Consider the following 13,247-nt stretch of genomic DNA (forward strand, 5'->3'; position numbering starts at 1 on the left):
TTTAACCTGTAGAATTAGACCATTTAATTGAGCAGCCAATACTTGATTTTTGGTCAATTGGAGAATTACCAGTTTCTGCAATAAATTTCATAGCTTGAAATAAGTCACTACTTCCTACTTCATAGCTTTGAACCTTTTCTTTTTTTGTGTCGTTAAAACGTCCACGATAGCAAAGGTTTAAATTGGAATTAAAGCCGAAAAAGTCAGGAGTGCAAACAGCCCCGTATTCTTTAGCTATTTTCTGTGTACTATCAATTAAATATGGAAATATAAACTTATTTTCCTTGGCAAAATTAATCATATTTTCAAAGGAATCTTCTGGATATTCATTTACATCATTTGGCATTATTGCAATGGTGTTTACCTGATAATCTTTTTTCAATTGATCAACATCGCTTACCAGATTGCTAATAATTGACTGAACGTAAGGACAGTGATTGCATATAAACATTATAATAAGACCATTTTTTCCACAACAGTCACTTAATGCATAATATTTATTGTCTACTCCCAAAAGATTAAAATCTTTTGCAGTAAAACTAAAATCGACTTTAGGAGTATTCAGAGCAACCATAGACTATTATTATACCACATGTAATTTACGGTCTTATTATTTAAATGTCAAACGGTTTCTATGTATACTGTTTGCATATTCTTTTTTAGTATTATAATTATAAAACTTATGTTCATAACTTTCGAAGGAATAGACGGCTCTGGTAAAACAACACAATCTAAGCTACTTGCAAATCATTTTAAGCAAATTCGCGGCGAAAATAATGTGGTATTGACTCGAGAACCAGGTGGCACTAACTTTGCAGAGAAGGTAAGAGGAGTATTGTTAACGAATAATATTGATTCTATTTCTGAACTCTTGCTACTTATCTCGATGAGGCGCGAACATATGAAAAAATTAATATTACCAGCTCTTGCAGAAGGAAAAATAGTGATTTGTGATCGGTTTATTGATTCAACTATTGCATATCAAGGATATGGCTTTGGAGTTGACTTAGGGCTAATAAGGGACTTACATAAGCTAGTGGAAATTAAATATCCAGATATTACATTCATTCTAGATATTGATGTTAAAGTTGGGTTAAATAGAGCAAAAGACAAGAATAAATATGAAGAAATGGATGTTAATTTTTACAATAAGGTCAGAAAAGGATTTCAGGAAATAGCCATAAAAGAGCCCGTTAGGTGCAGTGTTATCACTGGAATTGAAACAAAAAATGATAATCACGTACACAATGAAATTATTGATAAAATCACCTAGCTTGTGATAGAAAATTATCAATTTCAGGTAACATTATTTCATATGAATAACTTTTTGTTTGAGTAGCTAAAAAATCCTGTATTTTGTCTGGATCTTCTTCACTTATCATCTTATATGCCCTTGCGAGGTTCATTAATTCACTTCTATTTTTTTTATTGCTTACTTCAGTAATAGTAAAAAATTGATCAAAATGGTCTAAGAGGTCTTTATTTTTTATTGAAGACACAATATCGTCAATTTCTTTCACATATAATGCAAGTTTGTGTGCTTTACTACGATCTTCAAAACAAAGATTAACAAGCACGTTACGAAACCTATCTTTCGTAGTACTTCTCACTTCTGCTAATAAGGACTTAATATTTTCTTGGCAATGCACTCTCTTTACCGATTCAGCCGGTTCAACCATACCAAGAACATTCTTTACCAAAGATTTTTCTTCACAACTAAATATGAACATGTAATAACCCATCGATAAAGTGAAGAGCAAGAACATAGCCGGAAGTAAAAACGGAGCTAATACATTTTGTGACGCAGGGAAAATAAACCAGGTAACAGTTGCTATTGACACAGTTACAAATAATCCTGATAAACATAATTGTGCTTTTCTTCTATAATTCTGATCAATAACTGTACTTACACCAATAGAAGCTATATCAATCATCACTCACACCTCATTAAACATTAATACTAACTGAATGATAGCATTATTGTGATGAAAATGCAATATTATGAATATTTTAATACAATTTATATTGACAGTTACAATTCTGAATGTTTTATTGCAGCGTTAGCTGATTAGCATTTTTAAGATGAGGTCAACTCTCATAGAGAGAGGATTTTTTTACTTTCTCATTCTTCTCATTTTCTTCTCTAACAATTTTTTTTCCGTTTAGTATATCCTTTATTTCATCTCCTGTTAAAGTTTCAAACTCCAGTAGATTTTCAGCAATAAGCTCTAAGCCTTTCTTATGCTTGGTCAAAATGTCTTTTGCTTTTTCATAGCAAGAAGATATGATTTTTTTCACTTCTTCATCTATGAGCTTTAGCGTATCTTCAGATGTCATATGAGGATGTTGTGGATCTTGCTGCTCACGATTGTGATACACTAGCCCTATCTCATCATTCATTCCACATTTTTTTACCATAGCACGTGCTATGTTAGATGCTTGTCGTATATCAGAAGACGCGCCACTTGTAACTTTATCGTAGCCAAAAATTAACTCTTCTGCTGCCCTGCCACCCATGGCAACAGTTATATCTGCTATCAGCTTTTCTCTTGTGTGGGACACTCTCTCTGTTTCCGGTAGTCTCATAACTAAACCTAAGGCCATACCTCTTGGAATGATTGTTGCCTTGTGTATAGGATCAGAAGCAGGCATATTAACCGCAATTATCGCATGACCAGCTTCATGGTATGCAGTCAGTCTCTTTTCCTCTTCTGTCATAATTAGGGATCGTCTTTCTACGCCCATCATTACTTTATCACGTGCATATTCAAAATCATCCATGGTAATAATTTTCTTGTTTCTTCTTGCAGCGATAAGTGCAGATTCATTCACCAAATTTGCTAGATCAGCCCCTGAAAAACCTGGTGTTCCTCTTGCAACTGTTTTCACGTTTACATCTGGTGCTATTGATATTTTCTTTATATGAGTATTTAATATCTTTTCACGCCCATTTATATCGGGTAAAGAAATAGTAATCTGTCGGTCAAAACGACCAGGTCTAAGCAGTGCTGGATCTAAGACATCCGGACGGTTAGTCGCAGCAATTATTATTACACCTTCATTAGACTCAAAGCCATCCATCTCAACTAATAACTGATTTAATGTTTGTTCTCTTTCATCATTGCCGCCACCAAGACCAATGCCACGATGTCTACCCACCGCATCTATCTCATCTATAAAAATTATACAAGGAGCATTTTTCTTGCCTTGATCAAACATATCACGAACACGGCTCGCACCAACACCAACAAACATTTCAACAAAATCAGATCCAGAAATGCTAAAGAATGGCACATTAGCTTCTCCTGCAATTGCACGAGCAAGTAAAGTTTTACCAGTTCCAGGAGAGCCAATTAAAAGGCACCCTTTTGGTATTTTTCCACCTAATATTTGAAATTTTTGCCTTTGTTTAAGGAAATCAACGATCTCTACTAGCTCTTCTTTTGCTTCATCAATTCCAGCAACATCATCAAATGTTACTTTTTTTCCACTAGTCATGAGTCTAGCCCTTGACTTGCCAAAGCTTATAGTGCTGTTGCCTCCCGCTTGTGTTCGTTTAAGAAAGAATAGCAAAAAGCCAATAAAGATAAATGTTGGGACCCATGAGATAAGTAATCCACCAATTACGTTCATGGCAGAATCTCCAGTTGAAAAGGAGAATCTCACTTTTCTATCATGTAAATTTTTTATTAGGTTGCTATATATGACACCGCTTGAATTGAAACTTGAACCGTCCCTGAACTTGCCTTCAATGCTCTGGTTTTTTATGACAATATTTTCTACATCATTGTCTTCTAGTCTAGTTAAAAATTCCGAAAAAGGTATAATTGTTTTACTTTTACCTACATTTCCGCTGAATTGAATAAAAGCAACTGAAATAAGAACAATAATTATTAACCAGATCAATAAGCCTTCTAAAAATTTTTTCATTTCTATTTCTAACTAAATACTAATCAAGCTTACCAAATTTTGTTTTATCGTGCTATTAATAATGCATTGAACCTTATCGTCATTGGTATTTTTTCCGTTATAATTTACATCAGGATAAGCAAGCACCTTGCTATCTTTTTGTACTGTAGGCAAAGAGTAGAAAACTTCAGGGCAGCAGTTGTAATCCTTCAGAAATTCAGGAACTTTTTGTGTTTTTTTTAATGGAGCGATGATAACTGAACACCCTTGATTTCCGAGTATTGTGCAGCTAAATCTGTTATCCCATTGGGTAGGTTCATTTAAAGGTAGGTTTACGGTAATTTCTTGTATCCTTGACGATTCTCTAATTATTAAGATATTTTCTCCATACTTTCTTATTTTACACCCAGAAAGTGTACAGTTAACATTACTATCCTTTTGCAATATTCTATTAAATATTGCAATGAGGCTGCTGTACCTTGGTTTATAATGTTTACTGGCAATTGCCATTATAGAGTAAAGAAGAAGCCTCAAGGCTATTTCCTCTGGCAATTGATAAAATTCACTTAGTTTAATTTCAATATAACCAAGATCATGCACATTAACGCAGTCATTAAACGCAAGGCGTGTGTAGTGCATCAACGCTTTTGCAGCTCTTTTCATATGAAGGGCTGTGAGGCATATTCGCTCTGTTAAAATCTCTTGATTATCACTTGCTTTAAGTAAGTTACGGTATAAAGTTCGTCTGTATTTTAAGTCATGATTGCTTCTATCTTCGATCCATTTTAACCGATAAAGCTTAGCGTACTTTTCTATTTCACTACGACTAAAATTTAACAATGGCCTAAATATATAAATACCATTTAGGAAAGACTTGTAGTCCATTGATGATAATCCATCTACGCCACTACCTCGCTCTAATCTTAACAAGAACGTTTCTGCTTGATCATCTTTGTGATGAGCAACAAGTAAATATTTAACATTATTATTTTTACACCACTCTGCTAGTAACTTATACCGTGCTTTTCGTGCCTGTAACTGAATATTGCCTTTAATATTTTGCTTCTCCCAATTTAATATGAACGATTCCTTTGCTCCAAGTTCCTTTGCATAACTTACAACAAAATCAGCTTCTTTTTGAGACTCTGGACGTAATCCATGATTTACTGTTAATGCTATAGGAAGTGAAAGCTTGTTTTTTTTTGCCCAGTTAGTCATTAAGTGCAGTAAGACTATACTATCTACACCACCTGATACTGCAACTGCAACTTGATTGTTATAGAAAGCAAAACTATTAACCACATTTTGAAATAATAACTCTAATTCCATTATGTCTCTTGATGGCCAGAAAGGTCAGATCTCTTACGTCATACCGCGACTTATTTGTGGTATATATAGATCCCGCTAACAAGCAACGAAATATGACAAGTTTGTCCTTTTTTGTCTACCCCAGTGCCCTTTCTTTATGTCATCCCAGTGTTTGACACTGGGATCCAGGTTTTAATGCAAGAAACTATTTCTTTATTCCAGAAAATGAAAATTCCACTCTACGATTTTTAGCATGCTCTTTTTCATATTTAGAATTTCTAGAATCATCTTTTACATTAACCAAAGGCTCAGTTTCACCTTTAGAAGCAGTTTTTATTCTGTTTTCTATGTAGGGTGTACAACTAACCATAAATTTTTTAGCTGCATCAGCCCTTCTAGCGCCTAGCGCAAGATTATATTCATGAGAACCACGGTTGTCAGTGTGACCAGTTAAAGTAACCTTCGCGTCAGGGTTATCTTGTAACACCTCCATTACGTCAAGTAATGCATCTGCACTTACTTCAGCAATACTAGATTCATCATAACCAAAGAAAACTCTTTTATCACCTATCTGCTTAACAACAGAATTTATTTTATTTGTTGTATTTGCTCCTTTTTTTGGGCAAGAACTTACACCAGTAAGTAATAAACAAAAACAGCACATTATAACCAGTCTACTCCACATTACTAAACCTCCATAAATTTTAAATAGTGCGTAACTTTAATTTCAGTAGCTAATATCTCTCCATATTGTAATATAGTCAAGAGAAATAAAATACTAAATACTTTTTCTACAACCTTACAATTAATTTTCCTATAATATGCTGGACTCTGAGTAGAAAAATCCAATAAAAGAATAAAAAGTACAATTTTTTATTGTACTTTAAGCAAATATACTTTTAACTTTATTATTAATCTATTACGGTATTAAACAGATGTTTTCTAAAATAATGAACAAATATGCAATCTTATAAGTTTTTAGAGGAAGTATTATATAGGGTAAAGAATATCGAAAATACGCTAAAAGTACTAAACCAAAGCCAATTGAATATAGAGGACAAAGTTGAACAAATGAGTCTTCTAGAAGAAATCAGACATGAAATTATCTCTCATGACGCAATAAAGGAATCATTAGCAGATGCTCTTGGTAACAAAAAAAGTGCAAATACTCAGCAGCTAAAGTTAATAGAGAGAATACATAAAAGCAACAGTGCTGTTCCTATTGATTTAGTAAAGTCTTTATCCAAAGCTAAGGTTGAATGCCAAAATTTATGGAAGCTATCTCATTCTGAAACCAGTAACTTAGAAAAACTAAAAGAACGTTTTACTGATTTAATCACACTCATTCGCGAAGTAGCTTCTATAAAATCGCAGCAATTAAAATGCTCAAAATACGACTCACTGCTTGCTGACTATGACTCTGATATCACAGAAAAGAATATAAGGGAAGTATTCCCCAAGGTAGGCAAATTTTTTAGCGAAAATGTAGATAAAATAATTGAAAAGCAGAAAAAGGATAAGGTTACTAATATACAAAAAGTTGCTACTCAGAAACAGATTGAACTTGGCTCATTATGTTTACAGCAAATGGGTATTGCACTAAATGAGATTCGTACTTCTTATTACTACCCTATAGATTATGATGAATCTGATTTTTGTTATGGTTTATTTTCACTTTTACGGCATAGTGGTTATGCAATTTATCAAAAATGTTTAGCGCAAAATTCTATAAGTAGTCCAATTACGAGACATGTTATGTATGAAACTCAAGGGTTATTCATGGAAAGGATGATTGGAACATCCAGAGAATTTATTGAGTTTATTCAACCACACATAAAAGAGAAATTTGCTATAAAAGGCAAAACTAACGAGAAAGTTAGCAGTGTTGAAAATTTGTACTTGATTTTCAATGAAATAAACCTTTCTTCTTTTTTAAAAAATGCAGATGAATTTAGTCTGTTAGCTCATATTATGTTGAGAACTAGGTTAGAACAAGATATAATAAATGGTACATTGGAAGTCAAAGACCTGCATGATGCGTGGCTGGAAGGTATGAAGCACTATAAAATTCCAGTAAAAGCTGAAAATGAGCTAAACACTTATTTTCAAGATGAATATTGGGCAAGCGGTGTTATGGGCTACTTTCCTATAAAAATTATTGCTTTAATTGCTGCTGTGCAGATTTTCTCTTGCGTTAAAAAGAATCATTACGAATCATTAAGTGCTATAATAAAAGGAGATTTTAGTTTACTTATCAGTTGGTTATCTCAAAATATATACAGTGCAAAGTGTGGCCTGGAACTGCTAAAAAAAGTAACAGGTAAGGGTTTAGACGTTGAGTGTGTTACTTACTACTTATCTGAAAAGTATAATTTGTCTTAATAAATGGTTTTCTTGAGTTATGTATGAATTTTGTTCGAAAATTAACCGGAAAGTTTTATAGCCTTTTTACTTTCAAAGGTTTGTTTGCTAGCGATATTGCTATAGACCTTGGTACTGCAAACACTTTAGTTTATCAGAAAAATCAGGGAATAGTGCTTGATGAGCCTTCAGTTGTAGCAAGAATAAAAGAAAAAGGAAGTTACGTTCCTTATGCTTTTGGTAAAAAAGCTAAAATGATGCTTGGGAAAACGCCTGGAGAAATAGAGGCGATAAGGCCCTTAAAGGATGGAGTTATTGCTGATTTTAAAAGTGCGGAAGAAATGCTAAAATATTTCATACGCAGTGCAAACACAAAATTCACTGTTAATAAACCTAATATTATCATATGCGTTCCATCTGGATCCACGCCAGTTGAAAGGCGTGCTATACAAGATGCAGCAGAAAGTGCTGGTGCAAATGAAGTATTTTTAATTGAAGAACCAATGGCTGCAGCAATCGGAGCTGGGCTCCCGGTTACTGAACCTGAGGGTTCTATGATTGTTGATATAGGAGGCGGTACAACTGAAGTTGCAATTATTTCTTTAGGCGGAATTGTTTATTCACGTTCTGCCAGAGTAGGTGGCGATATTATGGATGAGGCAATAAAGTCATATATTCGTGAAAATCATAAATTATTAATCGGTGAAACAACCGCTGAGAAAATTAAGAAAAGCATAGGTTCAGCCAGTCTGCCAGGTGAAAATAACAAAGAGGGAATGATAATTAAGGGCAGGGATTTAGTGAGTGGCATGCCAAAAGAAATGCTTTTATCAGAATACCAAGTTGCAGAGAGTTTAATAGAGCCTGTACATCAGATAATTTCTGCTATTAAGACTGCGCTGGAGAGCACTCCACCTGAACTTTCTTCTGATATAGTCGATAGAGGAATAGTTTTATCCGGTGGTGGTGGATTATTACGTAATCTAGGTAAAGTTATCAGTGAAACAACAAAATTACCGGTTCGTGTTGCAGATGACCCACTTTGTTGTGTTGCTCTGGGTAGCGGAAAAGTGCTTGAAAACATGGATTATTTTGGCCATGTTTTATTTAAGCAGGATTAAATTATTTTTAAAGGTAGTTCATCGAATTTTATAGCAAATTTTACCTCAAGCATAAAGATGTCATCCAAGTAGCCAACACTGGGATCCAGAAAAATTGACTATAAACAAGTATGCTGTTTCGATGAAATTGTGTAATAGAAACTAGATTCCAGTGTCAGCTACTTGCATGACACCAAGTTTGTGTTTATAAATTAAGGCGATTATGCTAAAAGAATTTGAAATAGAACCTCTGCTAAAAGATAAAGCTCCGCACCAGACCAAGGCTGTTGTTGCAATGTCCGGGGGAGTTGATAGCTCCGTTGCTGCAGCACTGCTACATAACCTTGGGTACAAAGTGGTAGGTGTGACTCTTCAACTCTATGGCACCGACGGTAATGCTAACGCAAGAAAGGGCGCATGCTGCGCTGAACAGGATATTTATGACGCTAAGCGTGTAGCTGAAAGTGTTGGCTTTCCTCACTATATTTTAAACTATGAGGAAATATTCAAAAAGGAAGTAATAGAGGATTTTGCGAGTACCTATATGCGTGGGGAAACTCCCATACCATGCGTGAGATGTAACCAAACGGTAAAATTTCGTGATCTATTGCAAGTTACAAAAAATCTTGGTGCGGATGTGCTCGTAACAGGACATTACGTGAGAAGGTTAGAAAAAAATGGTGAGGTAAAGTTGTGCAGAAGCATTGATAAAAGTAAAGATCAAAGTTATTTTTTGTTTGCTACAACTCAAGAGCAATTGAAGCTTTTGCGATTTCCACTAGGTGGGTTCTATAAAAGTGATATAAGAAAATTAGCAAAGTATTTCAGCTTACAAATTTCTGAAAAGCAGGACAGTCAAGATATATGCTTTGTTTCCGAAAGCTATAGTAAAACAATAGCTAAATTAGCTCCACAATCTGTACAGAAAGGTAAAATAGTGGATGTTAATGGAAAAGTGCTAGGCGAGCACAGTGGCATAGTAAATTTTACAGTGGGGCAAAGAAAGGGCTTGGGTATCGCACACAATGAACCTCTTTATGTGATAAAAATTAATACAGAAAATAATGAGGTTATAGTAGGTCCGATCAACGTATTAATGCAAAAAAAAATATTGATCAAGGAGTTAAATTGGTTAGAACAACCAAAGGAAGGTATGGAAGTAACTGTGAAGCTGAGATCATCACATGTGGGAAGTTTAGCAACAATACATTCAACTGACGAAAAAAATAAAGCCTGTGTCATTTTAAACGACGATTACTTTGGCATCAGTCCAGGTCAAGCCTGTGTAGCGTATAAAGATGAGCAAGTTATCGGCGGTGGATGGATATGCTCTTAACTAAAAGCTTTAATGCAGAGTGTAAACATACAATAGACTTCTTGCATAACCATATAACAGAAACGAAAAAACTTGCTTGACAAACTCCGCCAGCCCCCTTATCATGAAACTGAAGCTATTTATTTATCTTCTCTGTACAGATTAAATGACAAAAAAACTCACGTATCTGGCGTCTCATGTTTAATTTTTTGCACTATGTGCACTCTATGTCTTTATCAAATTTCTGGGTTTTTACCTACACAAGCTGAAATACGCTTATAAAGCATTTAAAACATTAAAAAACGCCAACTTAAAAAATGGATAGTGAATAACTAGCTACCCTAGGGTTTCTTTTGCCTTTTTTTCTGTTTAGTAAATTTCTTAACGTTTATAATTTAGATTAGTTGCGGCTTAAAAGCAGCTAAATCGCGGTTATTAAGTGTTTAGAATAAAAAAACGCCATACTTGAAAGTATAATGTAAGTAATTAGCCAACCACGGGGCTTCTTTTGCCTTTTTTTTCGTTTGGTAAATTTCTTAATGTTTGTAGCTAAACGACAACCGTCATCCCGCTAGCGGGATCTCTTGTTAGTGGCTGAGAGATACCGCGAATGAATCGCGGTATGACGGTTCGCGGCAGCATAAAGATAAGTCTCGTCATCCCACTGCTTGTTAGCGGGATCTGGAGATACCGCGGCGGTATGACGGTTCGTGGCAGCATAAAGATAAGTCTCGTCATCCCGCTACGTGTTAGCGGGATCTATGTTGAGAGATACCGCGAATGAATCGCGGTATGACGGTGTAGATAGTATCCCGCTGCGTGTTAGCGGGATCTCTTGTTAGTGCCGCGGCGGTATAGCTATACCTTTTTCTACTTAGTTTGGGTTATGCAAGAAGTCTAATAACATTTATTGCTATTTTGCCATGTATCCCTTATACTATAAAGTAGAACATTATAGGTTTCAGCAATGATAAAAGAAATTGAAGAACTAATAAAAATTGTTGGTAAGGGTAATTTATTAGAGACGTTATTTATTTTTTTAGGTAGCTTTCAACATGCTGACTTAGGTCGTTTTATGGATCACAGAAATCATTTTGGTTTGTCTGAATTCATTAGAAAAAAAGAGGAACCATTAGATAAATATTTTAACTTAAAATTTAGTCTACAAGGGCTGTTTTTAATTTATGCTCAAGCTTATCAAATTCTAAGTGAAAACAATAACCTGAATACTAAAGATGTCATAGATAAAATATATGAAGTTATTAAAGGATCTGAGTTAAATGAATATATAAATGAAGTAGTAGATGGAAGAAAATTAGATTTACTTAACATCTTAGCAAATCCAAAGAGAGAACCAATATTTAAAACAGAAGAAGATTTTGAAAATAAAGTACTCATTGGTCTTAGAAAGTTACTAAGTGAAGGAAATACATTAAACAAATATGACAGAGAATTTGCATTAAATAAGTGCGTTATCAGCAGCTATTATTCCATTCATGACATAAAAGCAGATAAAGATATAGCATTGTTCTTTTCTTTGGGTGGTCACTATAAAGAACTTTCGTCATCTAACAAAACAGTAAAAAGAGAAGTATTAGAGATATGTGAGAATCAGTTAATAGAGAGCTATATAATGTTCTTAGCTGGCAAACTACACATGATCGGATTATTAAGTAGAGATAAATATACAATCGACCATGAGAATGTGGATCGGCAAGAGAAAGCATTGAAAATGGATGGATTAATATATCCTATAAATACAAAAAACACCCTAGAGCAACTGTTAAAAAACCAAAATAGTGATGAATTTGAACAATTAATAACGAGCCCTGATAATATATACTACTCAGTGCTGCAAGAAGAGAATGAATGTAGGCCAAATCCTATCACCAGCAAGAAAAAAGAAAAAGACCATAAAAACACAGTCTGTAAACTTATTTTAGGTATGTTTGTATTATCTGTTGGGTTATATGTTGCTGATTATTTCTTTATGGAGCAAAAATTATTTAATCCAATAAAAGGTGTCCTACCACAGGATAATTTTGCTAATCTAGTAATTGCTGCAGTGCTTACTATCGTAATAGTATATGCTTTATTTCAATTATCACAGGAACCACCACTTTCAACAGTCAATAAGATGACGAATGAAAATTTAGGACAGCCCGTGCAAAATAAGTTTAGAATTACATAAATGTAGCAACTTAAAAGCATATATTGTATAATGCTTATTCTTAAGTTAAGAGGTAATTTATGGATTTAAGTAAAATAACAGCAGGACCAAATGCGGTGAATGTGGTAATTGAAATAAGTGCGAATGCTGAGCCTGTAAAGTATGAATTTAATAAAGAGTTTAGGTTGTTACAAGTTGACAGATTTTTATCTACCTCAATGACTTATCCTTGCAATTATGGGTTTGTACCAAATACCTGCGCAGGTGATGGTGATCCTGTGGATGTTTTGGTGCTAACTCAATTTCCCTTAGCATCTAGTGTTTTAATATCGGTGCGTCCAATAGGCGCATTACTCACTAAAGATGAAAAAGGAGAAGATGAGAAAATATTAGCAGTGCCTGTTTCCAGTGTTGATAGCTATTATGACAATATAAAGGACTATTCTGACTTATCTAAAAGCCTACTAGATAAAATTACTCATTTCTTTTCTCATTATAAAGATCTGGAAAAGGGAAAAACGGTAGCAGTTGGAGAATGGGTTGGTGTGGAAGAAGCAAAGAAAATCATTGAAAAAAGCAGAAATTAGTTTTTATTGATTTATAGCTAAAGTGGCTTAGGTTTGCCCACAATTTGAAAAACAACAAATTCGTCATTCCGCTACTTGTTAGCGGAATCTATACCGCGCACAACTGTACGAACATTGCAATATGGCACATAGTAAACGATGTCATTCCAGTGCGTGACACTGGGATCCAGACTTTCCGTAAAAACGTTATATTTTAACATAACACTTATATGCTCACCAACTTAGTGCTAATCAAAATCCTGGATCCCAGTGTCTGGGCACTGGGATGACAAGAAAGGGAGCACTGGAATTTTTGTTTCAGCATTAGCCATGCATCTGAACAGATACAAATATTGCAATTAAAAGCATTAGACAGGTGGTAGAGGTCTTGGTATTATATAATCTTTAGGTTCTAAATTTGGAAGGGTGGCCGAGCGGCTGAAGGCGGCGGTTTGCTAAACCGTTATACGACCCAAAAGTCGTATCGAGGGTTCGAATCCCTCTCCTTCCGTATACTG

At 34.6% G+C, this 13,247-nt stretch carries 11 protein-coding genes and 1 tRNA gene; 7 read left to right on the top strand and 5 right to left on the bottom strand.

All coding sequences use genetic code 11. From position 1 onward, the window contains the following. Position 1 precedes the first annotated feature (1 nt). Positions 2–574 (bottom strand): thioredoxin family protein, encoded by a 573-nt coding sequence (locus tag ACJZL3_RS06855; protein WP_010081997.1) that lies wholly within the window; start codon positions 572–574, stop codon positions 2–4. A gap of 108 nt (positions 575–682) precedes the next feature. Here ACJZL3_RS06855 and tmk point away from each other — a divergent pair, with 108 nt between their 5' ends. Next, complete coding sequence (gene tmk, locus ACJZL3_RS06860; RefSeq protein WP_010081998.1) at positions 683–1,273, top strand: dTMP kinase; 591 nt, start codon at positions 683–685, stop codon at positions 1,271–1,273. Here the strand turns inward: tmk and ACJZL3_RS06865 are convergent. The 4 genes from ACJZL3_RS06865 to ACJZL3_RS06880 all read right to left on the bottom strand — a co-directional run bounded on the left by ACJZL3_RS06865 (position 1,266) and on the right by ACJZL3_RS06880 (position 5,902). After that, positions 1,266–1,934 carry a hypothetical protein gene (locus ACJZL3_RS06865; RefSeq protein WP_010081999.1) on the bottom strand — a complete coding sequence of 223 codons (669 nt, stop codon included), beginning with the start codon at positions 1,932–1,934 and terminating at the stop codon, positions 1,266–1,268. The genes tmk and ACJZL3_RS06865 overlap by 8 nt on opposite strands. A 154-nt stretch (positions 1,935–2,088) precedes the next feature. Continuing rightward, positions 2,089–3,930, bottom strand: coding sequence for an ATP-dependent zinc metalloprotease FtsH (gene ftsH / locus ACJZL3_RS06870; RefSeq protein WP_419198763.1), 1,842 nt, complete (start codon positions 3,928–3,930; stop codon positions 2,089–2,091). A gap of 12 nt (positions 3,931–3,942) precedes the next feature. Beyond that, entirely contained in the window at positions 3,943–5,238 is a 1,296-nt protein-coding gene (gene tilS / locus ACJZL3_RS06875) for a tRNA lysidine(34) synthetase TilS (RefSeq protein WP_419198764.1), read from the bottom strand. Positions 5,239–5,422: 184 nt separating this feature from the next. Then, positions 5,423–5,902, bottom strand: a complete 480-nt coding sequence (locus ACJZL3_RS06880; protein WP_010081889.1) for an OmpA family protein — start codon at positions 5,900–5,902, stop codon at positions 5,423–5,425. A gap of 275 nt (positions 5,903–6,177) precedes the next feature. Between ACJZL3_RS06880 and ACJZL3_RS06885 the strand changes: the two genes are divergently transcribed. The 6 genes from ACJZL3_RS06885 to ACJZL3_RS06910 all read left to right on the top strand — a co-directional run bounded on the left by ACJZL3_RS06885 (position 6,178) and on the right by ACJZL3_RS06910 (position 13,240). After that, entirely contained in the window at positions 6,178–7,599 is a 1,422-nt protein-coding gene (locus tag ACJZL3_RS06885; protein WP_010963135.1) for a carboxypeptidase, read from the top strand. 23 nt (positions 7,600–7,622) lie between these two features. Beyond that, positions 7,623–8,699, top strand: a complete 1,077-nt coding sequence (locus ACJZL3_RS06890; RefSeq protein ID WP_007548791.1) for a rod shape-determining protein — start codon at positions 7,623–7,625, stop codon at positions 8,697–8,699. Between the two features lie 202 nt (positions 8,700–8,901). Next, complete coding sequence (gene mnmA / locus ACJZL3_RS06895; RefSeq protein WP_419198765.1) at positions 8,902–10,014, top strand: tRNA 2-thiouridine(34) synthase MnmA; 1,113 nt, start codon at positions 8,902–8,904, stop codon at positions 10,012–10,014. A gap of 946 nt (positions 10,015–10,960) precedes the next feature. Continuing rightward, positions 10,961–12,184 carry a WD1261 family protein gene (locus ACJZL3_RS06900; protein WP_419198766.1) on the top strand — a complete coding sequence of 408 codons (1,224 nt, stop codon included), beginning with the start codon at positions 10,961–10,963 and terminating at the stop codon, positions 12,182–12,184. A gap of 59 nt (positions 12,185–12,243) precedes the next feature. Continuing rightward, positions 12,244–12,750 carry an inorganic diphosphatase gene (gene ppa, locus ACJZL3_RS06905; RefSeq protein ID WP_010082061.1) on the top strand — a complete coding sequence of 169 codons (507 nt, stop codon included), beginning with the start codon at positions 12,244–12,246 and terminating at the stop codon, positions 12,748–12,750. A gap of 399 nt (positions 12,751–13,149) precedes the next feature. Next, a tRNA-Ser gene (locus tag ACJZL3_RS06910) sits at positions 13,150–13,240 on the top strand. Positions 13,241–13,247: the final 7 nt, after the last annotated feature.

This window comes from Wolbachia endosymbiont of Rhagoletis cingulata (assembly GCF_048537655.1).
Taxonomy (GTDB): Bacteria; Pseudomonadota; Alphaproteobacteria; order Rickettsiales; family Anaplasmataceae; genus Wolbachia; species Wolbachia pipientis.

What these genes read in the sequence shown, in the direction of transcription:
- ppa (WP_010082061.1), top strand. Translation starts at nt 12,244, where the DNA reads ATGGATTTAAGTAAAATAACAGCAGGACCAAATGCGGTGAATGTGGTA.
- ACJZL3_RS06880 (WP_010081889.1), bottom strand. Translation starts at nt 5,902, where the DNA reads ATGTGGAGTAGACTGGTTATAATGTGCTGTTTTTGTTTATTACTTACT.
- mnmA (WP_419198765.1), top strand. Translation starts at nt 8,902, where the DNA reads ATGCTAAAAGAATTTGAAATAGAACCTCTGCTAAAAGATAAAGCTCCG.
- tilS (WP_419198764.1), bottom strand. Translation starts at nt 5,238, where the DNA reads ATGGAATTAGAGTTATTATTTCAAAATGTGGTTAATAGTTTTGCTTTC.
- ACJZL3_RS06855 (WP_010081997.1), bottom strand. Translation starts at nt 574, where the DNA reads ATGGTTGCTCTGAATACTCCTAAAGTCGATTTTAGTTTTACTGCAAAA.
- ACJZL3_RS06900 (WP_419198766.1), top strand. Translation starts at nt 10,961, where the DNA reads ATGATAAAAGAAATTGAAGAACTAATAAAAATTGTTGGTAAGGGTAAT.
- ACJZL3_RS06865 (WP_010081999.1), bottom strand. Translation starts at nt 1,934, where the DNA reads ATGATTGATATAGCTTCTATTGGTGTAAGTACAGTTATTGATCAGAAT.
- ftsH (WP_419198763.1), bottom strand. Translation starts at nt 3,930, where the DNA reads ATGAAAAAATTTTTAGAAGGCTTATTGATCTGGTTAATAATTATTGTT.
- tmk (WP_010081998.1), top strand. Translation starts at nt 683, where the DNA reads ATGTTCATAACTTTCGAAGGAATAGACGGCTCTGGTAAAACAACACAA.
- ACJZL3_RS06885 (WP_010963135.1), top strand. Translation starts at nt 6,178, where the DNA reads ATGCAATCTTATAAGTTTTTAGAGGAAGTATTATATAGGGTAAAGAAT.
- ACJZL3_RS06890 (WP_007548791.1), top strand. Translation starts at nt 7,623, where the DNA reads ATGAATTTTGTTCGAAAATTAACCGGAAAGTTTTATAGCCTTTTTACT.